At 60.2% G+C, this 25725-nt stretch carries 14 protein-coding genes, 2 rRNA genes and 1 pseudogene; 7 read left to right on the top strand and 10 right to left on the bottom strand.

Translation table 11 applies throughout. From position 1 onward, the window contains the following. Positions 1 to 94: 94 nt before the first annotated feature. The gene (locus tag ACEN8Q_RS10045; RefSeq protein ID WP_413705089.1) at positions 95 to 1099 is read left to right on the top strand and encodes an amidohydrolase family protein; all 1005 of its coding nucleotides are present in this window, start codon (positions 95 to 97) and stop codon (positions 1097 to 1099) included. A 33-nt stretch (positions 1100 to 1132) separates the two neighbouring features. On the opposite strand, the pseudogene ACEN8Q_RS10050 reads toward ACEN8Q_RS10045, so the two are convergent. Together ACEN8Q_RS10050 and ACEN8Q_RS10055 are read right to left on the bottom strand one after the other, a co-directional pair. After that, a pseudogene (locus tag ACEN8Q_RS10050) lies at positions 1133 to 1252 on the bottom strand (gamma-glutamylcyclotransferase); the annotation flags it as partial. A gap of 17 nt (positions 1253 to 1269) precedes the next feature. Further along, positions 1270 to 1935, bottom strand: coding sequence for a M24 family metallopeptidase (locus tag ACEN8Q_RS10055; protein WP_413422428.1), 666 nt, complete (start codon positions 1933 to 1935; stop codon positions 1270 to 1272). 173 nt (positions 1936 to 2108) lie between these two features. Between ACEN8Q_RS10055 and ACEN8Q_RS10060 the strand changes: the two genes are divergently transcribed. Then, positions 2109 to 2750: a TetR/AcrR family transcriptional regulator gene (locus tag ACEN8Q_RS10060; protein ID WP_413705485.1), complete on the top strand. Its 642-nt coding sequence runs from the start codon at positions 2109 to 2111 to the stop codon at positions 2748 to 2750. Positions 2751 to 2774: 24 nt separating this feature from the next. On the opposite strand, the gene ACEN8Q_RS10065 is transcribed toward ACEN8Q_RS10060, so the two are convergent. Genes ACEN8Q_RS10065 through ACEN8Q_RS10080 form a run of 4 tightly spaced genes read right to left on the bottom strand, consistent with a single transcriptional unit; the run spans position 2775 to position 6545 of the window. Next, positions 2775 to 3569 (bottom strand): sugar phosphate isomerase/epimerase family protein, encoded by a 795-nt coding sequence (locus tag ACEN8Q_RS10065; RefSeq protein WP_413705090.1) that lies wholly within the window; start codon positions 3567 to 3569, stop codon positions 2775 to 2777. Next, positions 3566 to 4306, bottom strand: a complete 741-nt coding sequence (locus ACEN8Q_RS10070; protein WP_413705091.1) for an SDR family NAD(P)-dependent oxidoreductase — start codon at positions 4304 to 4306, stop codon at positions 3566 to 3568. The genes ACEN8Q_RS10065 and ACEN8Q_RS10070 overlap by 4 nt, the downstream gene beginning before the upstream one ends. Next, positions 4306 to 5652 (bottom strand): MFS transporter, encoded by a 1347-nt coding sequence (locus ACEN8Q_RS10075; protein WP_413705092.1) that lies wholly within the window; start codon positions 5650 to 5652, stop codon positions 4306 to 4308. The genes ACEN8Q_RS10070 and ACEN8Q_RS10075 overlap by 1 nt, the downstream gene beginning before the upstream one ends. A 59-nt stretch (positions 5653 to 5711) precedes the next feature. Then, entirely contained in the window at positions 5712 to 6545 is an 834-nt protein-coding gene (locus tag ACEN8Q_RS10080; protein ID WP_413422437.1) for an amidohydrolase family protein, read from the bottom strand. Positions 6546 to 6694: 149 nt separating this feature from the next. Between ACEN8Q_RS10080 and ACEN8Q_RS10085 the strand changes: the two genes are divergently transcribed. From ACEN8Q_RS10085 to pcaG, 4 genes are all read left to right on the top strand, one after another. Continuing rightward, a complete protein-coding gene (locus ACEN8Q_RS10085) occupies positions 6695 to 7651 on the top strand; it encodes a LysR family transcriptional regulator (protein WP_413422439.1) in 957 nt (318 codons plus the stop codon). 20 nt (positions 7652 to 7671) lie between these two features. Next, positions 7672 to 8601, top strand: a complete 930-nt coding sequence (pcaQ, locus tag ACEN8Q_RS10090) for a pca operon transcription factor PcaQ (RefSeq protein WP_413705093.1) — start codon at positions 7672 to 7674, stop codon at positions 8599 to 8601. A 126-nt stretch (positions 8602 to 8727) separates the two neighbouring features. After that, positions 8728 to 9447, top strand: coding sequence for a protocatechuate 3,4-dioxygenase subunit beta (gene pcaH / locus ACEN8Q_RS10095; RefSeq protein ID WP_413422443.1), 720 nt, complete (start codon positions 8728 to 8730; stop codon positions 9445 to 9447). 12 nt (positions 9448 to 9459) lie between these two features. Beyond that, positions 9460 to 10062, top strand: coding sequence for a protocatechuate 3,4-dioxygenase subunit alpha (gene pcaG, locus ACEN8Q_RS10100; protein WP_413705094.1), 603 nt, complete (start codon positions 9460 to 9462; stop codon positions 10060 to 10062). A gap of 138 nt (positions 10063 to 10200) precedes the next feature. Here pcaG and ACEN8Q_RS10105 read toward each other — a convergent pair whose 3' ends face one another. Together ACEN8Q_RS10105 and ACEN8Q_RS10110 are read right to left on the bottom strand one after the other, a co-directional pair. Further along, positions 10201 to 20967, bottom strand: coding sequence for a beta strand repeat-containing protein (locus ACEN8Q_RS10105; RefSeq protein ID WP_413705095.1), 10767 nt, complete (start codon positions 20965 to 20967; stop codon positions 10201 to 10203). 89 nt (positions 20968 to 21056) lie between these two features. Further along, positions 21057 to 21344, bottom strand: coding sequence for a PilZ domain-containing protein (locus tag ACEN8Q_RS10110; protein ID WP_413428837.1), 288 nt, complete (start codon positions 21342 to 21344; stop codon positions 21057 to 21059). A 202-nt stretch (positions 21345 to 21546) separates the two neighbouring features. Here ACEN8Q_RS10110 and ACEN8Q_RS10115 point away from each other — a divergent pair, with 202 nt between their 5' ends. After that, the gene (locus ACEN8Q_RS10115) at positions 21547 to 22212 is read left to right on the top strand and encodes a LuxR C-terminal-related transcriptional regulator (RefSeq protein ID WP_413705096.1); all 666 of its coding nucleotides are present in this window, start codon (positions 21547 to 21549) and stop codon (positions 22210 to 22212) included. A gap of 176 nt (positions 22213 to 22388) precedes the next feature. On the opposite strand, the gene rrf is transcribed toward ACEN8Q_RS10115, so the two are convergent. Then, positions 22389 to 22504 (bottom strand): 5S ribosomal RNA (gene rrf / locus ACEN8Q_RS10120). Between the two features lie 156 nt (positions 22505 to 22660). Next, positions 22661 to 25552: ribosomal RNA gene (locus ACEN8Q_RS10125) — 23S ribosomal RNA — on the bottom strand. Between the last annotated feature and the right edge of the window lie 173 nt (positions 25553 to 25725).

The following is a 25725-nucleotide window of genomic DNA, read 5'->3' on the forward strand; positions in this document are numbered from 1 at the left end:
AACGCTTGCCTTAAGGTCGACGCTACTGCCTTGACGGCGGTAGCGGTGATTGACGCTCTGTAGCCGCACATACCAATAAAACAGGGGTTTGAACATGACCACGCGTCTCGATGACGGCGGTTTTTCCCGCCGCTCGCTGCTCAAGAAAAGCTCCATTGTGCTGACAGCCAGCACCGCGCTCGGCATGCCGATCCTGAGCCAGGCCACCTCACTCAACAACAAGGAAGACCCCCATCAATTGCCAGGCACCGTCATGGATTCCCAACTACTGAGCCTGTTGTCGCAACCCAAGATCGATTGCCACCATCATGTGATCGACCCTGCCCAATACCCCTACCCCACTGACTCCACCTACCAACCGGCAGGGCCTGAGGTCGGACCCGCGGCGTATTACGAACAGGTCATGCAGGCCTATGGCATTCGCCATTCAGTGATCGTGCAGCCGACCTCCGCCTATGGCTACGACAACCGTTGTCTGCTGGACACGCTGGCGCGCAACAAGGGCCGCCATAAAGGTGTCGTCGTGGTGCCGAACGATGTCTCCAGCGAGACGCTCGCGCAGTACAAGGCACAAGGTGTAGTCGGCGTGGCGCTCAATGCGGCACTGCTGGGTCCCGAGCGTTTCCTGAAGGTCGACACCCTGATGGGACGCCTGGCCGAGCTGGACCTGTTCGCCCAGATCCAGGTGAAAGACGATCAACTGCTTGCACTGTTGCCCTTGCTGCAGCGCACACGCCCCCGCGTGCTGATCGACCACTCCGGCCGGCCCGATGCCAGCGTCGGCTTGCAACAGCCGGCCTTCCAGGCACTGCTGGCTCTTGCCGGCAACGGACGCACCTTCGTCAAACTCTCCGGGCTGTCGCAATACTCCAGGCAGAGCTACCCGTATGCCGATGCCCAGCCATACCAGCTTGCACTTTTGCGGGCGTTCACTGCCGAAAACTGCATGTGGGGCACGGACTGGCCGTTCTTGCGCGCGCACCAACACATGGAGTTAGGTACCGTTCTGACAAACTTCGGCGAGATGTTCCCGAATGCCAGTGACCGCCAGCAGATTCTTTGGGAAACCCCAAAACGCCTGTTCGGCTTTACCGCCTGACCCGGAACATCACGGAAAACTCAGCCTGACTTGACCCGGCAGGCTGTCCGGCCGCCCTTTTGACTCAAACCCGAAAGTGGACAACTGGAGGGCTTGATCTTGCAGGGTGCCATAGGAGAAAAGCATTACCGGTTGCTCGGTTGGATGGAACATGGAAGCTCCGAAGTTGTTCAGATCAGCAAGTCTTCATGGAACGCGCCAAACGGACGCTCGGGATGGGTGATCTGAATTTCCAGAATCCACAGGCCGGTGTTCGGGTAATGATCCAGATCCCCGAGGTCGCCGCCCCGGTAAATCGCGTGGGGAAAATCGCTGACTCTGTGGCCTTTGATGTCGAGGTGGAGCTTCCATCCCATGGCCTGTGCCTGAGCGTCCGCAAAGTCATAAAGCGCCACCCCGGAAACACGCTCGCTGCGCCAGAAACTTTCGACCCGGTTGAACAGCTCCTTGGCCGCTGCGGCACAGGCGAGCATTTCTGGATCGGTGCCGGTGGTGAAGGTCGCGCCGGCATCGCCTTCGTGCCCTTGCCACACCACCCCCATGTCGATGAAGAAAATGTCGTCGGCCCCCAGCTCGGGGTCGCCATCGGAGCGTTGCTTGAAAGTCTTGAGCGTGTTGGCGCCAAAGCGAACCAGCAACGGGTGCCAGATCCGGTCCATGCCCAGTTCCGCCAGAATCTCTTTGCCTCGCAACTGCGCCTCGGATTCACGCATACCGGGTGTGATGACACGGGCGATCCGGTCGATAGCCTTCCAGGTCATCTGCTGCGCATGACGCATCGTTTCCAGTTCGTAACGCTCACCTACCGCTTCTTTGCCGCTCAAAAACGTACTCATCATTCATTCCCTTGGTAAGAAAGTGCAGGCCATGCGCTATATAGTTTTGTATATTGCGATACTTGATTTCAAAGATAAAGCCATGACCCAGGCTTCGACCCAACCTTATGACAATCGCCAACACCGCAACCGGTGACCAATGCAGCGCGCTGGATCACTCTCTCAAGCCCGCAGTGACTCGCATCCGCCAGCGCAATCAGCACCTGATCCTGAAGGCCGCCAGCGAAGAGTTTTCAGCGACTGGCTTCGACGCAACCCAGACCCGTGATATCGCAGCCCGTGCCGGGGTTCCCAAGGCCAATCTCTATTACTACTTTCAAAGCAAAGAGAATCTATACGCTCAAGTACTGCTGAGTTTTGTCGAGCCACTGCTCAAAGCTTCAGCGGCATTAAGAGAAAGCGACGACCCGGTGGCTGGCTTGCAGGCCTACATACACACCCGGATTCGCATCATTCAAGAAAACCCTCTCAGTTCAAAAGTCTTTAGCCACGAACTGTTGTTTGGTGGAAAACATTTACCTGAGGAGTGCAAGAACTTGCTGCAAGTGGAGGCCCAGCGCAACGTCGATTGCCTGCGCAGCTGGATTGATCGTGGTCTGCTCGCGCCGGCTGATCCCGAACATTTGATGCTCTTCATTTGGTCGGCAACCCGAACCTATACCAATCTGGGATGGCAGATGTCACTCATTACCGGCACACAAAAACCGAACGACGCAGACTACAAGTGCGCAGCGGCGACCATTACCCGGATGGTGCTGAGCGGCGTTGTTCCAAAAATCGGGAACGGATTTAAAGCCGCAGCATTTATAACTTGAACGACAGCCTGCCAACACCGGGGATCAGGAATGGCTGGCCAACCAGGCCCGGGTGATCGAGAAAGCCTGAGCCAGCCGCTCAGGTGCGAATGTCGCGGGGCATGGGATTTCCACGCTCCAGTGCAGCCGGGGTGGCAGGACATCGAGCAACTCGGCCAAGGGCAACTGTCCCTGACCGGGCGGCAGGCGACCCTCGCGGGCTTCGCGGATGATCCCCTCCCCCGTGGGCGCCAGCGCCGGCGCATCGCACCACTGCACACCGTGGATGTAACGCCGATCCAGTTGAGCCACGGCAGCGGCGTTGCCGCCGGAGCGGAACAGGTGCAACGCATCCAGCAGCACGCCGCCGTTGGCCTGCCCCGCCGCCGCGATCAAAGCGACGGCCTGTTGCAGGTTGCCAATGTGACGCCAGCGCATGAATTCCAGATCCACACGCAGGCCATGAGCGGCAGCCAACTCGCACACGGCAGCGAAATTGTCCGTGAGCCGGCATTGCTCCGGATCGTCGCCCGACACAGTGAGGCAACGCGCCCCCAGTTGTGCCCCGGACTCGAGCAGCGACGCAAACCCGGCGACGTCCACTTGCGGCGTCAGCTCGACGAATTCGATCTCGTTGACCACCACGCCTTCGCTATCCAGCATCGTCTTCAACTGCTGCAGCGCCTGACTGCCCGGCGCCAGCGGGTAAGCGACACCACCCGCCATGGCCGGGTGCAGGCGCAGGCCGACCGAACTGAAACCGGCGCGCGCCGCCTCTCGTACCAGGGCATCGGGCGCCAGCTCCAGCGCGGTGAGGTGCGCGACACCCAGGCCACTCAATAGGTGGCCCTGCCGCCACTGAGGTCGAACACAAAGCCTGTGGTGAAGCTGCACTCGGGCCCGGCGATCCAGGTCACCATGTTGGCGATCTCCTCGATTTGCAGGAAACGCCCCATGGGAATCTTGGCCTTGCTCGCGGCAATGTGTTCCGGGGTCATTTCCGCCATCAGCCCGGTTTCCACCATGGCCGGAGCAATGCAATTGAGCAGCACGCCGTCCTGGGCCAACTCCTTGGCCGCTGCCTTGGTAAATGCGATGACACCGGCCTTTGCCGCCGAATAACCGGAGATGTATTGCACGCCGTCCTTGCCGGCCATTGAGGCGACATTGACGATGCGCCCGTAGCCGCGCTTGCGCATGTGCGGGATGACCGTGCGGCAGCAATGGAACACGCCCGTCAGGTCGATGGCGATGACCTGGTCCCAGGCCGCTGTCGGGTACTCCCAGCAAGGGGCTACCGGTCCATTGATACCGGCATTGTTGACCAGGATTTTGACGCCGCCCTGCTGGGCAACGACCTCGCCGAAAGCCGCCTCGACGGACGCCAGTGAGGCGACATTGACGGCTTGCCGCATCACCGGTTCAAAGCCGTTGGCGACGCTGTCCCAGCCATCGACCGCCAGGTCCCAGATGACGATCTGCGCGCCAGCCGTGTGCAAGCGACGGGCAATGCCCAGGCCAATGCCACGCATGCCGCCGGTAACGATGGCCGTCTGGCCTTCAAGGTATCGGGTCATCAAAGTGCTCCTTGTTGAACGGATTGGATTTCGGGCAGGCGGCGCAGATCGCGCACCATGAACAGGTAACACAGCGCCCCCAGTACAGTGATCGAGGAGACGAAAGCCAGGGCCCAGACGAACGAGCCCGTGGTTGTGACAATGACGCCGATGGTCAACGGGGTGACGATGCCGGCGGCATTGGCGAACAGGTTGAACACACCACCGCTCAAGCCGAGCAAGCCTTTGGGGGCGATATCGGAGACGATCATCCAGGCCAGCGCCGACATGCCCTGGGCGAAATAGGCCACGCACAGAATGGCGATCACCAGTGCGTCGGAGTCCACGTAATTGGCCAGCACGATCACCGATGCGGTCAAAAGACCTGCGATCACCGGCAACTTGCGCGCGACATTCAACGAGTAACCGCGGCGCAGCAGTGCGTCCGACAGCCAGCCTCCGGCCAGGGTACCCAGGGAAGCCGCGATGAACGGCAGCACCGCCACCCAGCCTACCTTGAGCCAGGGCATGTGCCGCTCGGTGACCAGATACGTGGGGAACCAGGTCAGGAAGAACACGTTCGTCGAGTTACAGGCAAACTGCCCCAGGCAGATCCCCAGCATGTTGCGATGCTTGAGCAATGCAGGAATCTGCGACCAGGAGAACCGCGTGGCCTTCTGGCCCCCATCGACCACCCCGCCGCCTTCGGCGATGTAGTCAAGCTCAGCCTGATTGGCGGTGGTCGACTCATGGGGCTCGTGGTACTTGCGCCACCACACCAGGCCATAAAGAACACCCAGGATGCCCACCGCCATCAGCAGTACGCGCCAGCCATGGGCGTGCAGCACCCAGAACAGCAACGGCGTGAGAAACGCCAGCCCGACGTATTCGGCAAAGGTATAGATGCCGGTCGCCCGAGCGCGCTCGCTCTGCGGGAACCAGGTCGCGACCACCCGACTATTGGTGGGAAAGCACGGTGCTTCGCTGGCGCCCACCAACAGGCGAAACCCCAGCAACGAGAGAAATCCCTGGGCGAGACCTTGCAGGCCGGTGAACAACGACCATAACGTCAGCGCCAGCCAATAGGTGAACTTCGTGCCCAACCGGTCGATCAGGATGCCGCCGGGAATCTGCGCGGCGGCATAGGTCCAGGAAAATGCCGAGAAGATGAGCCCCATCATGACGGCATTCAGGCCCAGGTCGGCACTGATGCTGGGGGCGGCGATACCCATGACGCTGCGATCCAGGTAGTTGATCATGGTGCCACCGGAAATCAGCGCCAGGATCATGAATCGGGTGCGGGTTCTGGCGGTTTGCGCCGTCGGACAGGCGAGCGTTGCCGCCGCAAATCTATTGTCGGTCGTCATCGTTTTGTTCCTTGTTGTTATCGGGGGTATTACAGGTAGCGCTGTTGCCCTGGGTCGGCTCAATGCTCGCCAAAACCGAACAGTCGCCGTGGCGTGTCCCACATCACCTTTCGCCTTACACTGCAATCGGGCATCAGTCGCTCGGCCAGTTTGAGCAGCGGCCCGTAGTCCACGCGCGATTGCTCGCGAATGAACGGCCAATCCGAACCCCACACGCACGCATCCGGGCCAAAGGCCTGGAGCAGCGCCCGCACGTAGGCACCGGCTTGCTCATCGAGATGATCGTGAGCGGCGAACTTCTGCATGCCGGAGATTTTCACCCAGGCCCGGCCGCTCGCGGCCAGACCCAGTAGCGCCTGGAACCCTGGCTGACCGAGGCCTGCGCGGACGTCGGGACGGCCACAGTGGTCGATGAGCAGCCGCGGCGCAGTCGATTCAATCAAGCCCAGCAACTCGACCAGTTGGTTGCCATGGACCTGGATCTGGGCGAACAGGTCCAGTTCGGCGAGCCGCCCGAAAAGCCCGGCCGCATCACTCATGACGTCCACGCCTTCCAGCGCGGGATTGAACGCAATGCCCACCACGCCCTGTTCCTTGAGCGCGGCCAGTTCATCCAGGCCGGTGTCATGGTCGACAACGGCAATCCCCTTGAAGCGGCCCTCGCTTTGCCCCAGCGCATGCAGCAGGCAACGATTGTCCGTGCGGTAGCCACTGCTCGGCCCCACCAGCAAAGCGTGTTGCACACCATAGGCGCCCATGACCCGGCCGAACTGCTCCAGGGTCGCGACCTCCTGCCCGGCGGGTGCGTAAATCGTGTCGGCGCGATAGGCAAAGCGCGCGGGGTCAAACAGATGGTTATGGCAATCGATCTTGGGTTCGTCGTAGATGCTCAAGGCTGCTCCCGCCAAGCGTCACTGCGCCTGCTCACTGATCTTTGTTATTGTTCGCCGCGTGGGCGATGCCGTGGCAGTGAAGATACGACCAGGCGATCAATAGCGCTCATACAGAGATCGCACGAACAATAACCAAAGGTTAATGACCCATGCCCTACGGCGAAGGCCCGGACGCCAACACGATGCTGTTCAAACTGCGGCACATGGAAGTGTTCCGGGCGGTGATGCTGACCGGCTCGATCAGCGGTGCGGCAAAAATGCTCTACGTGTCACAGCCGGCAGTCAGCAAGCTGATCACCTATATCGAGAGTCGGCTGGTCTACCGCCTGTTCCAGCGCATCAACAATCGCCTGGTGCCCACCGCCGAAGCCGTGACCCTTTACCGGGAAGTCGAGCGTGTCTACCAGGCTGCGCTGGCCGTCAATGAGTGTGCGTTGGCCCTGGCCAACGGCCCCCACCGTCAGCTGCGCATCTGCTGCAGTGCTTCACTGTCGACGGTGGTCATCCCGTTCGCCCTGGCCCGACTCAAGCGGGAATTGCCATCGCTCAACATTGAATGGCAAACCACGCTGATGGGCGACATGCCCAACCAGATCCTCTCGAAGAAAGTCGACCTGGCTGTTTCGGCGCTGCCGCTGATCCATGACCACCTGCACTCGCTGGCCTTCATGCGCGCACGCATGGTCTGTGTAATGCCGGCTGATCACCCCTTTGCCCACCGATCTTCATTGTCACTGCACGAACTGGTCGACCAGCCGTTGTTGCTGTTTCGCCCCGACATGCCTTTTGGCCGGCTGCTGGCCGACGAGATCGAACGCCAGGGCCTGAACCTGTGCTCCATGCTGAATTTCACCAATGCCAACGAAGCGGTCGCCCTGGTCAAGCAAGGCATGGGACTGACCATCATTGATGAGTTCGTGGCCCAGGACAGTGGCCTGATCGTCGTACCGCTGGTTGAGGCGATTCATTTCGATATCAGCTTTGTCTACTCGCGGTTTGAGCCGCTTGGCGAATCCGCCATGCAGCTCATGCAGGTGCTTTATCGCCAGGCGGTCAAACTGGGACGAGTGATCCCCGGCTGCGAACTGCCGAATGTCGACCGATAACCACGAAGGCAGCGCACAGATTGAACATCGATACCCGAATCAAATTCCGTCATCTTGTCTGCTTTCTCGAGGTCGCGCGCCAGGGCAGCCTGGCACGAGCTTGCGACAAGTTGGCAATCAGCCAGCCAGCGCTCTCCAAAACGCTGAAGGAACTGGAAACCCTGCTGGCTGCCACGTTGTTTGAGCGGGGAAAAAAGGGCTCGACACTGACCGAGGCCGGAGTGGCCTTTTTGCACTATGCGGGACCGAGCGTGCAATCGCTACGTGAAGGGGTCAACAGCCTGCGCTCCGGTGTACATGAGCCGATTACCGTACGACTGGGCGTGCTATCCACCGTCGAAAGCCTGTTGGTTCCTGAAGTTGTCTGCCGTCTGCACGACCGACAACCCGCGTTGACGGTCAGTGTCGTGACCGGGCCAAGCGCTTACCTATTGTCCCAACTGCGTGTCGGTGAGCTGGATCTGGTGATTGGCAGAATGACCGATAGCCCATCGATTCTCGGCTTGTCGTTCGAGCACCTTTACAGCGAATCCATGACCCTGGTGGTACGTTGCGGCCATCCGCTGCTGACCGATCCACTGGGGCATAAAAACCTCGAAGACTATCCAGTGGTATTGCCATTGGCGGGAACGACGATCCGGAAATTCGCCGACGGCCTGTTTGTGCAGCACGGAATTACCCCGTCACGCCAACGCCTGGAAACCCTGTCGGTAGCCCTGAGCCGGCGCTACGTGCAATGCAGTCAGGCAATCTGGATCGCGCCTCTCGACGCAGTCCGACAGGACTTGCGGCAAGGTGAGTTGGTGGAGTTGGATCTGAGGATGCGTGAGCCAGGCGGTTCTGTAGGGTTATGTACAAACCCTGCGATGCCTGTGACACCGGCAGCGCAGTGGTGCGTGGAGGCTCTGCGGGAGGTCGGGCAAGAATATCGTGAGGGGAAATATCCATAACCTTTTGGATATGGATAAAGTCGGTTTTTTCAATTTCGGGTTGGGGCGCAACGAGGGAGACTGAGCCACAGGTAGCCGCCAATGTAGCGCTTGCCTCTGACTAACCCTGACAACAGGAAGACCGACATGTCTGATGCGCATGACAGCCGCTTCGTCATTCGTGACCGTAACTGGCACCCCAAAGCCCTGACGCCTGACTACAAGACTTCGATCCCGCGATCCCCCCGCCAGGCACTGGTGAGCATCCCTCAATCGTTATCGGAAACCAGCGGTCCGGATTTTTCCCACCTGAAACTGGGCCGGCACGATAACGATCTGCTGGTGAACTTCAATCATGGCGGCTTGCCCGTTGGCGAACGCATCATTGTCGCGGGTCGGGTTTGCGATCAGTACGGCAAGCCGATTCCCCATACCCTGGTGGAGATGTGGCAAGCCAATGCCGGTGGCCGTTACCGGCATAAAAAAGACAGTTATCTGGCTCCCCTTGATCCGAATTTCGGCGGCGTCGGCCGTGCATTGACCGACCGCGATGGCAACTACAGCTTCCGCACGGTCAAGCCCGGCCCCTATCCATGGCGCAACGGCCCCAACGACTGGCGGCCGGCCCATATCCATGTCTCCATCAGTGGCCCGTCAATTTCCACGCGCCTGATTACCCAGCTGTATTTCGAAGGTGATCCGCTCATCCCCATGTGCCCGATCGTCAAGTCGATCGCCAATCCGGACGCGGTGCAGAGCCTGATCGCCAGGCTTGATATGAGCATGGCCAATCCTATGGATTGCCTGGCTTATCGCTTTGATATCGTCCTGCGCGGCCAGCGCAAGACTCACTTCGAAAACTGCTGAGGAGGCCTGCACATGCCCGTTCAACTGCTGCCTGAAACCCCGTCGCAAACAGCCGGTCCCTATGTGCATATCGGACTGGCACTGGAGGCGGCCGGCAACCCGCCGCGCGAGCAGGAAATCTGGAACGTCATGGCTAAACCGGGCGCGCCCGGTGAGCACATTCTATTGATGGGTCACGTTTACGATGGCAATGGGCATTTGATTCGTGACGCATTTCTGGAGTTCTGGCAGGCGAACCACGACGGCCTCTACGACACCGCTTACGATCAGGAAAAACCATTCAACGGCTTTGGCCGTACGGCCACCACGGATGTCGGTGAATGGACGATCGAAACCGTGAAACCTGGCCTGGTGAAGAACGCCTCGGGTGTGCCGATGGCAGCGCATATCAATGTGTCGCTGTTCGCTCGGGGCATCAACATTCACTTGCAGACGCGAATGTACTTCGACGACGAATCCGAGGCCAATGCAGTGGATCCCGTATTGAACCTGATCGAACAGCCACATCGGCGTGAATCCCTGATCGCCAGGCGCTGCACGGTTGACGGGAAGTTGGCCTACCGCTTCGATATCCGCCTTCAAGGCGAATCGGAAACGGTGTTCTTCGATTTCTAACGACGCACGCACCGTGTTGAGATACCCGATCCGCCTTTGCGCGAGCGCAGTTGCCAGCGTCACGCACAGAGCCCACCGCGGATTTATCCGCGATGGGCTCTGCAACCGCGCATCAATGTGCGACCAGCAGCAAACGCATCATGCCGACAGGATAAAGTCCGCCTGATCGATACCCGCACTGTTAACACCGACAAGGCGAATAGAGTCCATTCCGATCCCGATCAGCGTGTCCGCCCCATCAGCCGTAATGCTCACGTTGGCAGCGAACGTCTCGCTGCTGATCCCCAGCCCCGCGATGTTGAGCAAGTCCTGCCCTCCGGCCGGATCGACGTCGAAGCCCTGAATCGAGTCGTTGCCGAAGCCTGCGGCAGCAAACGCGAAGGTATCGTTGCCGAGGCCGCCGTTGAGCGTGTCGTCGCCCAGCCCGCCGATGAACAGATCGTCACCCGCACCGCCGACCAGAATGTCGTTGGCCAGGCCGCCCAGCATCGTGTGGTTTGCCGCCGCTGCATCGTAGGCGAGCTCACTGCCGCTGCCCTCGGTGTTCGCCTGCAATCCCGCCGCCGCGTATTGGCCATTGAGCGCGACCTGCGTCGCGTGCGCGCCGTCGTTCACGATCAACAGGCCGCCGGTGCCTGCGTCATTCGCTGCATAGGTAATCTGCGTATTGGCGCCGAACGCAATATCGCCAAAATCCAGCCTGTCACCTTCGGCAAATCCGCTGACGCTGCCACTGAACGCCGTCGACATGTCGAGCTTCAGCGTGCCTGCCGCACCGCTGTCAAACGTCACATGCTGATCGGAGGCAGCACCGAACTCCAGCATCGCCGAACCGCTGATAGTCGCGTTTCCTGCGCCTGTGGCATCTCCGTGGATGGTGATATTGCCATCGTTCGCCCACAGGCTGCCGCTGTTGACGAGCGCACTTTCAATCACCAATCCGCCGCTGCCGCTCGCTTGCAGCACGCCAGTGTTGGTGACGGCGTTGCTACCGGTATCGATCACCAGCGCATTGACGCCGCTGGCCAGGATCAGGCCCGAGTTGACCAGCATCATCTGCCCCGCACCCAACTGGCCGGCACCCGAGATGGTGTTGTCGGCATTGGTGAGCACCGTGTCTGCACTGCCTCCAAAAATCACGTTATGTGCGCTGTCGGACAGAACCACTTGGCCGCCACCGGTCAACGTCGCGCCACGGAACAGAATCTCGAGATCGGTCCCGCGGCCGGTGGAGCCGAGCGCTATGGTGCCGCTGTTGTCGATGCGGCCACCGAACGGCATGATCGCGCCGTCGGCAATGGTGATGGTGCCCGTATTGGTCGTGACCGGGTCCACATCGAACAGCAGGTTGGCCCCGCTCAACGCCGCCGCATCCACACCTTTGACCGTGATCGTCTGGTCGGCGCTGATGCTGAGCACGGCATTGCCGTTCGCGTCGTTGACGATACTCACATCCGCAAAATCGTTGACGCCCGTGAAGCCGATCAAGTCGATCTTGTCCGCCGCCGCGTCGAAGCTGTAAATGACGTTGTTGCCGATCGGCTGGGCGAAGACGAAGGTGTCGGCACCGGACGAGCCGGTCAGGTTGTCGTCGGCGGACAAGGCGAAGATCGGCGTGCCCGGGGCATAGACTTCGACGTTGTTGAACACATTGGCGCTGGCGGTGCTGCCATCGCTGTTGCTCCAGTGCATGTTGACATCGAGCACCAACGCACCGGCGAAGTCGCTTGGAGTTGTCACAGTCAATGCGCCGGGATCGCTGGTTTGCACGGTCCAGGTGCCGTCGCCGTTGTCGGTACCTGCATTGAACCTCCAGCCCGAGGGAACACCGCTGATGGCCACCGTTATCGGGCCGCTGATATCGGCCGACGGAACGTTGAGGGCTAGATTGATGGGTTCGCCAGCCACACCTGCCGGGAGATTTGCGCTAGAGGTGTACGCAACACCCGTATTACCAGCCAAGTCCGTGTAGGTGTTTGCAATGCTGGCTTTTACAGATCCATTGCCGGTTCTTGTGAAATCCACTGTATAAGTAGTGCCGCTACCGGAGAAGTTGCTGAGGGTTCCGCGGCCTGCGGTGACACTGAAATCACTGATATCGAAGTTAATCACAGCTTCACTGAATGTGATGGTTATTTTGCCGCTTACGTTGTTCTCTAACATTGGGGACGCAGTAATGGAAGTCACTGTTGGAGCCACGGTATCAACTGGCGTCTCAACGACGTTCTGCACGTTTACCGTAATGGTCTGCGTGTCGGTTCCGCCATTGCCGTCGGCCACCTGAACGTCCACAACGTAGGCGTTGTCGCCGTCGGTGCCACCGATATCCTGGGGATTCTCGTAATCGGGCGCCGAAGTGAACGTCAGCACCCCGCTCGAACTGATCGAGAACCTGCTGAAGTCCGTCCCGGCCGTATTCAGGATCGAGTAGCTCAGCGTCTGCGCCGGCAGATCAGCATCGGTCGCCAGCACTGTCGTGACCGCCGTGGTGTTCTCCGCCACGTTGACCGAAGCCGTTGCACCACCACCGTTGGAGCTGATCACCGGTGAGTTGTCGTTGACGCCCGTCACGGTTACCGCGATCGCCTGGTCGTCAAACAGCGTGCCGTCCGACGCCCGCACAATCACGTCATAGACGTTGTTCGTTCCCGAATCAGTCGGTGCTTCAAAGTTGGGTGCAGAGATAAAGCTCAGCACGCCTGTGCCTGAAACGATCGAGAACTTCGCGGCATCCGCTCCGCCGACGATGCTGTAGCCCAGCGTTTGCGCCGGCAGATCAGCATCGGTCGCCGCCACCGTCGTGACCGCCGTGGTGTTCTCTGCCACATTGATCGAAGCCGTCGCACCGCCACCGTTGGAGGTGATCACCGGGGAGTTGTCGTTGACTCCCGTCACGGTTACCGCGATCGCCTGGTCGTCAAACAGCGTGCCGTCCGACGCCCGCACAATCACGTCATAAACGTTGTTCGTTCCCGAATCAGTCGGTGCTTCAAAGTTGGGTGCAGAGATAAAGCTCAGCACGCCTGTGCCTGAAACGATCGAGAACTTCGCGGCATCCGCTCCGCCGACGATGCTGTAGCCCAGCGTTTGCGCCGGCAGATCAGCATCGGTCGCCGCCACCGTCGTGACCGCCGTGGTGTTCTCTGCCACATTGATCGAAGCCGTCGCACCGCCACCGTTGGAGGTGATCGTCGGTGAGTCGTTGCTGCCGGCGATATGCACGGTGACCGAAGTGAGGGTGCCGTCGGCACTGCTCACCGCGAAGGTGTCGGTGTAGGTGGTACCGGCAGCGAACTCGTTGTGGGCGGAACTGGCGACATAGGTCCAGGCACCGCCGGTGCCGATGGAGAACTGGCCGTAGCTGCCGGTGGTGTTGGTTTGGGCGACGAAGGTTGCGGCGCTGTCGACGTCGCTGATGGTCAGGGTGCCGCCGGTGGAAATGTCGACGGCGGTATTGGTCTCGGTGAGGTTGGCGATGTCGGCGGACAGCACGGCCGCATCGTTGGTGCCGAGGATATGCACGGTGACCGAAGTGAGGGTGCCGTCGGCACTGCTCACCGCGAAGGTGTCGGTGTAGGTGGTGCCGGCGGCGAACTCGTTGTGGGCGGAACTGGCGACGTAGGTCCAGGCACCGCCGGTGCCGATGGAGAACTGGCCGTAGCTGCCGGCGGTGTTGGTTTGCGCGACGAAGGTTGCGGCGCTGTCGACGTCGCTGATGGTCAGGGTGCCGGCGGTGGTCAGCGCAGCATTGGTCTCGGTGAGGTTGGCGATGTTGGCGGACAGCACGGCCGCATCATTGGTGCCGAGGATATGCACGGTGACCGAAGTGAGGGTGCCATCGGCACTGCTCACCGCGAAGGTGTCGGTGTAGGTGGTACCGGCGGCGAACTCGTTGTGGGCGGAGTTGGCGACGTAGCTCCAGGCACCGCCGGTGCCGACGGAGAACTGGCCGTAGCTGCCGGCGGTGTTGGACTGCGCCTGGAAGCTTTCCGGGCTGTCGATATCGCTAATGGTCAGGCTGCCGCCGGTGGTCAGCGGAGCATTGGTTTCGCTCAGCGTAACGCTGGCCGAGGACAGCACGGCGGCGTCGTTGCTGCCGGTGACGGTGATAGTCACCAGTTGGGTGTCGACGCCGCCGAGGCCGTCGCTGACCTGCACGCTGAACACTTCGTTGTGACTCTCGCCCGCCTGCAGCGACTGCACCGCGCTGGCGACACCGTCGGTGCCATTGGCCAGCGTGTAGGTCCACTTGCCGGTGTTGTCCACGGCGATCGAACCGTAGGTGCCCGTATCCGTACCGGCAATGCTCCAGGTCGCCGTGGCGTCATGGTCGATGTCGGCCGAGCTGAACTGGCCATTCACGCTGAGTTTGGTGTCTTCCTGCACCGCGCCGGCATCATTGCCCGTCGCGAAGCTGAGCACTGGCGCATCGTTGCTGCCGGTGACGGTGACGGTCACCAGCTGGGTGTCCACCCCGCCGAGGCCGTCGCTGACCTGCACGCTGAACACTTCGTTGTGACTCTCGCCCGCCTGCAGCGACTGCACCGCGCTGGCGACACCGTCGGTGCCATTGGCCAGCGTGTAGGTCCACTTGCCGGTGTTGTCCACGGCGATCGAACCGTAGGTGCCCGTATCCGTACCGGCAATGCTCCAGGTCGCCGTGGCGTCATGGTCGATGTCGGCCGAGCTGAACTGGCCATTCACGCTGAGTTTGGTGTCTTCCTGCACCGCGCCGGCATCATTGCCCGTCGCGAAGCTGAGCACTGGCGCATCGTTGCTGCCGGTGACGGTGACGGTCACCAGCTGGGTGTCGACCCCGCCGAGGCCATCGCTGACCTGCACGCTGAACACTTCGTTGTGACTCTCGCCCGCCTGCAGCGACTGCACCGCGCTGGCGACACCGTCGGTGCCATTGGCCAGCGTGTAGGTCCACTTGCCGGTGTTGTCCACGGCGATCGAGCCAAAGGTGCCGGTATTTGACCCGGCAATGCTCCAGGTCGCCGTGGCGTCGTGGTCGATGTCGGTCGAGCTGAACTGACCGATGACGCTGAGCGTGGTGTCTTCCTGCACCGCGCCGGCCGCATTGCCCTCCGCGAAACTGAGCACGGGCGCGTCATTGCTGCCGGTGACGGTGACGGTCACCAGCTGGGTGTCCACCCCGCCGAGGCCGTCGCTGACCTGCACGCTGAACACTTCGTTGTGACTCTCGCCCGCCTGCAGCGACTGCACCGCGCTGGCGACACCGTCGGTGCCATTGGCCAGGGTGTAAGTCCACTTGCCGGTGTTGTCCACCGCGATCGAACCGTAGGTGCCCGTATCCGTACCCGCAATGCTCCAGGTCGCCGTGGCGTCATGATCGATGTCGGCCGAGCTGAACTGGCCATTCACGCTGAGTTTGGTGTCTTCCTGCACCGCGCCGGCATCATTGCCCGTCGCGAAGCTGAGCACTGGCGCATCGTTGCTGCCGGTGACGGTGACGGTCACCAGCTGGGTGTCGACCCCGCCGAGGCCGTCGCTGACTTGTACGGTAAACACGTCATCATGGCTCTCGCCGGCCTGCAGCGACTGCACGGCACTGGCGACACCGTCGCTGCCGTTGGCCAGGGTGTAAGTCCACTTGCCGGTGTGGTCCACGGCGATCGAGCCAAAGGTGCCGGTATTTGACCCGGCAATGCTCCAGGTCGCCGTGGCGTCGTGGTCGATGTCGGTCGAGCTGAACTGACCGATGACGCTGAGCGTGGTGTCTTCCTGCACCGCGCCGGCCGCATTGCCCTCCGCGAAACTGAGCACGGGCGCGTCATTGCTGCCGGTGACGGTGACGGTCACCAGCTGGGTGTCCACCCCGCCGAGGCCGTCGCTGACCTGCACGCTGAACACTTCGTTGTGACTCTCGCCCGCCTGCAGCGACTGCACCGCGCTGGCGACACCGTCGGTGCCATTGGCCAGGGTGTAAGTCCACTTGCCGGTGTGGTCCACGGCGATCGAGCCAAAGGTGCCGGTATTTGACCCGGCAATGCTCCAGGTCGCCGTGGCGTCGTGGTCGATGTCGGTCGAGCTGAACTGACCGATGACGCTGAGCGTGGTGTCTTCCTGCACCGCGCCGGCCGCATTGCCCTCCGCGAAACTGAGCACTGGCGCATCGTTGCTGCCGGTGACGGTGACGGTCACCAGCTGGGTGTCGACCCCGCCGAGGCCATCGCTGACCTGCACGCTGAACACGTCATCGTGGCTCTCGCCGGCCTGCAGCGACTGCACCGCACTGGCGACACCGTCGGTGCCATTGGCCAGGGTGTAAGTCCACTTGCCGGTGTTGTCCACCGCGATCGAACCGTAGGTGCCCGTATCCGTACCCGCAATGCTCCAGGTCGCCGTGGCGTCATGATCGATGTCGGCCGAGCTGAACTGGCCATTCACGCTGAGCGTGGTGTCTTCCTGCACCGCGCCGGCATCATTGCCCGTCGCGAAGCTGAGCACTGGCGCATCGTTGCTGCCGGTGACGGTGACGGTCACCAGCTGGGTGTCGACCCCGCCGAGGCCGTCGCTGACCTGCACGCTGAACACTTCGTTGTGACTCTCGCCCGCCTGCAGCGACTGCACCGCGCTGGCGACACCGTCGGTGCCATTGGCCAGCGTGTAGGTCCACTTGCCGGTGTGGTCCACGGCGATCGAACCGTAGGTGCCCGTATCCGTACCGGCAATGCTCCAGGTCGCCGTGGCGTCATGGTCGATGTCGGCCGAGCTGAACTGGCCATTCACGCTGAGTTTGGTGTCTTCCTGCACCGCGCCGGCATCATTGCCCGTCGCGAAGCTGAGCACTGGCGCATCGTTGCTGCCGGTGACGGTGACGGTCACCAGCTGGGTGTCGACCCCGCCGAGGCCGTCGCTGACCTGCACGGTAAACACGTCATCATGGCTCTCGCCGGCCTGCAGCGACTGCACGGCACTGGCGACACCGTCGCTGCCGTTGGCCAGGGTGTAAGTCCACTTGCCGGTGTGGTCCACGGCGATCGAGCCAAAGGTGCCGGTATTTGACCCGGCAATGCTCCAGGTCGCCGTGGCGTCGTGGTCGATGTCGGTCGAGCTGAACTGGCCATTCACGCTGAGCGTGGTGTCTTCCTGCACCGCGCCAACATCGTTGCCGGTCGCGAAGCTGAGCACTGGCGCATCGTTGCTGCCGGTGACGGTGACGGTCACCAGCTGGGTGTCCACCCCGCCGAGGCCATCGCTGACCTGCACGCTGAACACGTCATCGTGGCTCTCGCCGGCCTGCAGCGACTGCACCGCACTGGCAACGCCATCGGTGCCGTTGGCCAGGGTGTACGTCCATTGGCCGGTGCTGTCCACCGCGATCGCGCCGTAGGTTCCAGTTGGCGAGCCATTGATGGTCCAGCTGGTCGTGGCATCGTGATCGATGTCGGTCGAGCTGAACTGACCGCTGACGCTGAGGGTGGTGTCTTCCTGCACGGTGCCAACATCGTTGCCGGTCGCGAAGCTGAGTACCGGTGCGTCATTGCTGCCGGTAATGGTGATGGTGACGCTCTGCGCCGCGGAGGTTGCGTTGGCCGTACCGCTGTTGTCGCTGGCCACCACGCTGTAGGAGAAGCTGATGGTTTCGCCGGCACGCAGGAAATCCAGGTTCTCGCTGCTGCTGTAGTGCCAGCTGGTCTGATCGACCGAGAAACCGGCGACCAGCGCCGCAGCCTGCGCCGCACCGAGGGTGCCGCCGCTCCAGACGATATCGTGGTTCGAACTCTGACTGACCGTGACGACGTCATTGCTGTCCAGGTCGGCGAAGCTCAGCACCCCGCTGTCGCTCAGCGTGGCGGCGCCGTTGCCTTCGTTCATCGCTCCGCTCGCGTCGCCGACGCTCAGGGTTGGCCGGTCGTTGGTGCCGGTCAGGGTGATGGTCACCGTCTGCGCTACCGAGACGGCGTTGGCCGCGCCGCTGTTGTCGCTGGCCACCACGCTGTAGGAGAAGCTGATGGTTTCGCCGGCGCTCAGGAAATCCAGGTTCTCGCTGCTGCTGTAGCTCCAGCTGGACTGATCGACCGAGAAGCCGGCCACCAGCGCGGCGGCCTGCACCGCACCGAGGGTGCCGCCGCTCCAGACCAGATCGTTATTGGCGGTCTGGCTGACCGTCACGATGTCATTGCTGTCCAGGTCGGCGAAGCTCAGGGCCCCGCTGTCGCTCAGGGTGGCGGCGCCGTTGCCTTCGTTCATCGCTCCGCTCGCGTCGCCGATGCTCAGCGTCGGCCGGTCGTTGGTTCCGGTCAGGGTGATGCTCACCGTCTGCGCTGCCGATACGGCGTTGGCCGCACCGCTGTTGTCGCTGGCGACCACGCTGTAGGAGAAGCTGATGGTTTCACCGGCACGCAGGAAATCCAGGTTCTCGCTGCTGCTGTAATGCCAGCTGACCTGGTCGACCGAGAAACCGGCGACCAACGCGGCAGCCTGCGCCGCACCGAGGGTGCCGCCGCTCCAGACGATATCGTGGTTCGAACTCTGACTGACCGTGACAACGTCATTGCTGTCCAGGTCGGCGAAGCTCAGCGCCCCGCTGTCGCTCAGCGTAGCCGCGCCGTCGCCTTCGTTCATCGCACCGCTCGTGTCGCCGATGCTCAGCGTCGGCCGGTCATTGGTGCCGGTCAGGGTGATGGTCACCGTCTGCGCTGCCGAGACGGCGTTGGCCGTGCCGCTGTTGTCGCTGGCGACCACGCTGTAGGAGAAACTGATGGTTTCGCCAGCGCGCAGGAAGTCCAGGTTCTCGCTGCTGCTGTAGTGCCAGTTGTGCTGATCGACCGAGAAGCCGGCCACCAGCGCCGCGGCCTGCGCCGCACCGAGGGTGCCGCCGCTCCAGACGATATCGTGATTCGAACTCTGACTGACCGTGACGACGTCATTGCTGTCCAGGTCGGTGAAGCTCAGTGCCCCGGTGTCGCTCAGGGTGGCGACACCGTTGCCTTCGCTCATCGCCCCGGTCGTGTCGCCGATGGTCAACGTTGGCCGGTCGTTGGTCCCGGTCAGCGTGATCGTCACGCTCTTGCTCACTGTCGCCCCGAAGTCATCGGTCAGCGTCACCGTGAACACTTCGCTCTTGGTCTGGCCCGCGGCCAGGTACTGCGCCGCGCTGTTGTTCAGGGTATAGGTCCAGCCCACGCTGCCCGCCGCGTCGCCGGTGCTCTCATCGCTGACATTGGCCACCAGCGTACCCAGCGCACCGGCCGGTGTGCTCACGCTGGCCACATGGGCGTCATCGGCCAGGTCGACGTCGCCGAAGGCGAAGCTGCCACTGGCCACTGTGGTGCCGTCTTCGGTCACCGCACCGCTTTCGACTTCTGCCGCCGTCACCGTCGGCGCGTCATTGGTCCCGGTCAGGGTGATCGTCACATTCTTGCTCACCGTCGCCCCGAAGTCGTCGGTCAGCGTCACCGTGAACACTTCGGTCTTGGTCTGGCCCGCCGCCAGGTACTGCGCCGCGCTGTTGCTCAGCGTGTAGGTCCAGCCCACGCTGCCCGCCGCGTCGCCGGTGCTCTCGTCGCTGACATTGGCCACCAGCGTACCCAGCGCACCGGACGGTGCGCTCACGCTGGCCACATGGGCGTCATCGGCCAGATCGACGTCGCCGAAGGCAAAGCTGCCGCTGGCCACCGTGGTGCCGTCTTCGGTCACCGCCCCGCTTTCGACTTCGGCCGCGGTCACTGTCGGCGCATCATTGGTGCCGGTCAGGGTGATCGTCACGTTCTTGCTCACCGTCGCCCCGAAGTCATCGGCCAGCGTCACCGTGAACACTTCGCTCTTGGTCTGGCCCGCGGCCAGGTACTGCGCCGCGCTGTTGTTCAGGGTATAGGTCCAGCCCACGCTACCCGCCGCGTCGCCGGTGCTCTCGTCGCTGACATTGGCCACCAGCGTACCCAGCGCACCGGACGGTGCACTCACGCTGGCCACATGGGCATCATCAGCCAGGTCGACGTCGCCGAAGGCGAAGCTGCCGCTGGCCACCGTGGTGCCGTCTTCGGTCACTGCCCCGCTTTCGACTTCTGCCGCCGTCACCGTCGGTGCGTCATTGGTGCCGGTAATAGTGATGGTCACATTCTGCGTTGCCGACGACCCATGACCATCGCTGATGGTGACCAGGTAAGTTTCGGTTACTGTCTGTCCCTGGGCCAGGTACTGCGCTGCCGCATTGTTCAGGTTGTACGTCCATTGCACCGAACCGTTGGCAGCATTCGCGGCTTCGCTTACCGACGAGAGCATGAACGTACCAAGATGAGTAGCGTTGCCCCCCGCCGGCGCGAACGTCACCATGTGCGTGTCACTCAGGTCGACGTCGTTAAAGACAATCGTGCCGCTGGCCGTCAGCGAGTCGGTCGTGCTCGCAGTGGTGTTGGCGTCTTCGGTCACCGTGCCGGCCTGTGCGCCGAGACTGATCGTCACACCATTATTCACGCCCGAAAACTGCACCGTCGCAGTAGCCCAACTGAGCGTTCCGTTGCCGAGGCGAATCGCATAGGTAAAGCTGTCCGTCAGGAGCTCGCCAGTGGCAAGCGCCTGGAGTTGTTCCTTGAACGCAGATGAGAAAGTGGCGGCGTCGTAGCCGACCTTACCGTCCGAGGTGATCCAGATCTTTGCACCATTCAAACTGGTGTCAGAACTTGTCGCCTCGGCCCTCGCCGAATCCTGGGTCAGGAGGTCGGCCGGAGCATAAGTCTTGGTGGCCGTAGAAAGACTGTCCGCGTTGTCGAGTGACCAGAGTGTCTTCGCGTTTCCACCGAGGTCATTGGACATGACGTCCCAATAGACGACCCCCAACAGGTTTTCAGTGGTGCTGAAGATGTCATCCTTCGCCTGCGGCGTGTTGGAAAACGAGGTAACGGTTCCGCCGCTGGTAGTTGTAGTGCTAGCCATGTCTTTCTCCCAAGAATGTCACCCTGAGCAAAAAACCGCTGTGGGCCGCTAACAGCCACAGGCCGATTCTTCCTCACCCCACGAACACCTCACTCAACCGGCACCAGCCGGCTGGTCAGCAGTTTCACGCCCGCCCCGGTCCTGCCGCCCTGTGGCTCAATGCGCACGATTTGTCCTTGCGCCTTGAACTTCATGGGGCCGCCGGGAGTGTCGAGTTCGATCTCGAATTCAATCAAGCTACCCAGTTGCTGCTCGCTATCGGTTTCGAAATACAAACCGGAGGCGCTGATGTCACGGGTGACACCGTGGCTCCCACCGGTCAGTTTCAGCGACAGGGTGACTTGTTCACGGGGCTCAACTCGGTATGTGCCTTTCATGGCTGCAGTCTAAAAGGACCCTTGTTTTTTACATGAGCGCGCTATCCCTTTTTTCTGGGAGTCAATCAGCCATGAAAACAGTGTTTTACGGGACAAATGTCATGGGAGGGGTTGCCCGAAGCGCTATAGAAAAAAGCTACAGGCTGCAACGATTGCTATCATGATCAGCTAACACAACCCGCCTAAAGAGGCAGCGAACCGCATGCCAATTCAAGTCCTGCTAGTTGCTCTACCGCTCGTGGCCTGGGGTCTTGAGCGTCTGGTGGAAAGCGCTCAACCGAGGTTGATGCTGGCGGGTTCGGTGTCGTCGGTGGCGCAATACCTGCTTTCGCTGCACCAATACACGCCAGATGTGGTGGTACTGGACCTGGACAGCGAGGACTGTATCGAGTCGCTGGCCGACTTGCACAGCCAGACCAAAGCCAAGATTCTGGTAGTGACAGGGTCGAGCGACGTGGCGCTACATGACAGTGCGGTGCTGGCGGGCGCACGTGGTGTAGTGGATAAGCGGGAGTCGGCATCCGCCTCAACATTGCTCAAAGCCATAGAAAAAGTGCATGACGGCGAACTCTGGATCGACCGCAATGCGACCAGTCGTATCTTCCTTGAACTGGCGCGCAAGAAAGCCGAGCGGGATATAGATCCGGAGCAACATAAAATCGCCAGGCTAACGCGTCGCGAGCAGCAGACCATTGCATCGCTGGCCAGCGACCCCTCAGCCCCTGGCAAGCTGGTGGCCGAGAAGCTGCACATCAGCGAGCACACGCTGCGCAACCATTTGACATCGATCTACAGCAAGCTGGGCCTGACGAACCGCGTGGATCTGTATGCCTACGCACACAAGCATGGGCTTTTCACAAGTGACTGAGGACTGCGGTGGCACGCCGGGCGGCGTTTCGATGATGGACGTTAGCGATGGCGCGGGAAACCTGGTACCCCGCGGTGCGCTCGGGTTTTTCGCGAGCAAGCTCGCTCCTACAGGGGATTGGGGGGGCAAAAACAAAACCCCTACCTGCAGATGCAGATAGGGGTTTCGGAATTTAATCTTGACGATGACCTACTCTCACATGGGGAAACCCCACACTACCATCGGCGATGCATCGTTTCACTGCTGAGTTCGGGATGGGATCAGGTGGTTCCAACGCTCTATGGTCGTCAAGAAATTCGGGTACTGAGTCGTGGCCAGCTGGCCTCGCTTCAGCAAATTGGGTATGTGATGGAAATCGGTGTTTTGTGAGCGTCGAACTTTCGGTTCTTTCGTCTTCACACACCGCAATCTGATGCTCTTTCGAGTAGTCAAATTGCTTGGGTGTTATATGGTCAAGCCTCACGGGCAATTAGTATTGGTTAGCTCAACGCCTCACAGCGCTTACACACCCAACCTATCAACGTCGTAGTCTTCGACGGCCCTTCAGGGGACTCAAGGTCCCAGTGAGATCTCATCTTGAGGCAAGTTTCCCGCTTAGATGCTTTCAGCGGTTATCTTTTCCGAACATAGCTACCCGGCAATGCCACTGGCGTGACAACCGGAACACCAGAGGTTCGTCCACTCCGGTCCTCTCGTACTAGGAGCAGCCCCTCTCAAATCTCAAACGTCCACGGCAGATAGGGACCGAACTGTCTCACGACGTTCTAAACCCAGCTCGCGTACCACTTTAAATGGCGAACAGCCATACCCTTGGGACCGGCTTCAGCCCCAGGATGTGATGAGCCGACATCGAGGTGCCAAACACCGCCGTCGATATGAACTCTTGGGCGGTATCAGCCTGTTATCCCCGGAGTACCTTTTATCCGTTGAGCGATGGCCCTTCCATACAGAACCACCGGATCACTAAGACCTACTTTCGTACCTGCTCGACGTGTCTGTCTCGCAGTCAAGCGCGCTTTTGCCTTTATACTCTACGACCGATTTCCGACCGGTCTGAGCGCACCTTCGTACTCCTCCGTTACTCTTTAGGAGGAGACCGCCCCAGTCAAACTACCCACCATACACTGTCCTCGATCCGGATAACGGACCTGAGTTAGAACCTCAAAGTTGCCAGGGTGGTATTTCAAGGATGGCTCCACGCGAACTGGCGTCCACGCTTCAAAGCCTCCCACCTATCCTACACAAGCAAATTCAAAGTCCAGTGCAAAGCTATAGTAAAGGTTCACGGGGTCTTTCCGTCTAGCCGCGGATACACTGCATCTTCACAGCGATTTCAATTTCACTGAGTCTCGGGTGGAGACAGCGCCGCCATCGTTACGCCATTCGTGCAGGTCGGAACTTACCCGACAAGGAATTTCGCTACCTTAGGACCGTTATAGTTACGGCCGCCGTTTACCGGGGCTTCGATCAAGAGCTTCGCGTTAGCTAACCCCATCAATTAACCTTCCGGCACCGGGCAGGCGTCACACCCTATACGTCCACTTTCGTGTTTGCAGAGTGCTGTGTTTTTAATAAACAGTCGCAGCGGCCTGGTATCTTCGACCGGCGTGGGCTTACGCAGTAAATGCTTCACCCTCACCGGCGCACCTTCTCCCGAAGTTACGGTGCCATTTTGCCTAGTTCCTTCACCCGAGTTCTCTCAAGCGCCTTGGTATTCTCTACCCAACCACCTGTGTCGGTTTGGGGTACGGTTCCTGGTTACCTGAAGCTTAGAAGCTTTTCTTGGAAGCATGGCATCAACCACTTCGTCACCCAAAGGGTAACTCGTCATCAGCTCTCGGCCTTAAGATCCCGGATTTACCTAAGATCTCAGCCTACCACCTTAAACTTGGACAACCAACGCCAAGCTGGCCTAGCCTTCTCCGTCCCTCCATCGCAATAACCAGAAGTACAGGAATATTAACCTGTTTTCCATCGACTACGCTTTTCAGCCTCGCCTTAGGGACCGACTAACCCTGCGTCGATTAACGTTGCGCAGGAAACCTTGGTCTTTCGGCGTGGGTGTTTTTCACACCCATTGTCGTTACTCATGTCAGCATTCGCACTTCTGATACCTCCAGCAAGCTTCTCAACTCACCTTCACAGGCTTACAGAACGCTCCTCTACCGCATCACTTACGTGATACCCGTAGCTTCGGTGTATGGTTTGAGCCCCGTTACATCTTCCGCGCAGGCCGACTCGACTAGTGAGCTATTACGCTTTCTTTAAAGGGTGGCTGCTTCTAAGCCAACCTCCTAGCTGTCTAAGCCTTCCCACATCGTTTCCCACTTAACCATAACTTTGGGACCTTAGCTGACGGTCTGGGTTGTTTCCCTTTTCACGACGGACGTTAGCACCCGCCGTGTGTCTCCCATGCTCGGCACTTGTAGGTATTCGGAGTTTGCATCGGTTTGGTAAGTCGGGATGACCCCCTAGCCGAAACAGTGCTCTACCCCCTACAGTGATACATGAGGCGCTACCTAAATAGCTTTCGAGGAGAACCAGCTATCTCCGAGCTTGATTAGCCTTTCACTCCGATCCACAGGTCATCCGCTAACTTTTCAACGGTAGTCGGTTCGGTCCTCCAGTCAGTGTTACCTAACCTTCAACCTGCCCATGGATAGATCGCCCGGTTTCGGGTCTATTCCCAGCGACTAGACGCCCTATTAAGACTCGCTTTCGCTACGCCTCCCCTATTCGGTTAAGCTCGCCACTGAAAATAAGTCGCTGACCCATTATACAAAAGGTACGCAGTCACCCAACAAAGTGGGCTCCCACTGCTTGTACGCATACGGTTTCAGGATCTATTTCACTCCCCTCTCCGGGGTTCTTTTCGCCTTTCCCTCACGGTACTAGTTCACTATCGGTCAGTCAGTAGTATTTAGCCTTGGAGGATGGTCCCCCCATATTCAGACAAAGTTTCTCGTGCTCCGTCCTACTCGATTTCATGACCAAGAGATTTTCGCGTACAGGGCTATCACCCACTATGGCCGCACTTTCCAGAGCGTTCCGCTAATCTCAAAGCCACTTAAGGGCTAGTCCCCGTTCGCTCGCCACTACTAAGGGAATCTCGGTTGATTTCTTTTCCTCAGGGTACTTAGATGTTTCAGTTCCCCTGGTTCGCCTCTTGCACCTATGTATTCAGTACAAGATAACCATCTTATGATGGCTGGGTTCCCCCATTCAGACATCTCCGGATCAAAGTCTGTTTGCCGACTCCCCGAAGCTTTTCGCAGGCTACCACGTCTTTCATCGCCTCTGACTGCCAAGGCATCCACCGTATGCGCTTCTTCACTTGACCATATAACCCCAAGCAATCTGGTTATACTATGAAGACGACATTCGCCGAAAATTCGCACTTGCTCATAGAGCAACTCACAAATTTTACCTTAGCCTGATCCGCTACCAGTGAAAGTAACGTTCAGTCTATCTTTCTATCACATACCCAAATTTTTAAAGAACGAACTAGTCAAA

This window comes from Pseudomonas sp. Pseusp16 (assembly GCF_047324915.1).
Taxonomy (GTDB): domain Bacteria; phylum Pseudomonadota; class Gammaproteobacteria; order Pseudomonadales; family Pseudomonadaceae; genus Aquipseudomonas; species Aquipseudomonas fluorescens_CD.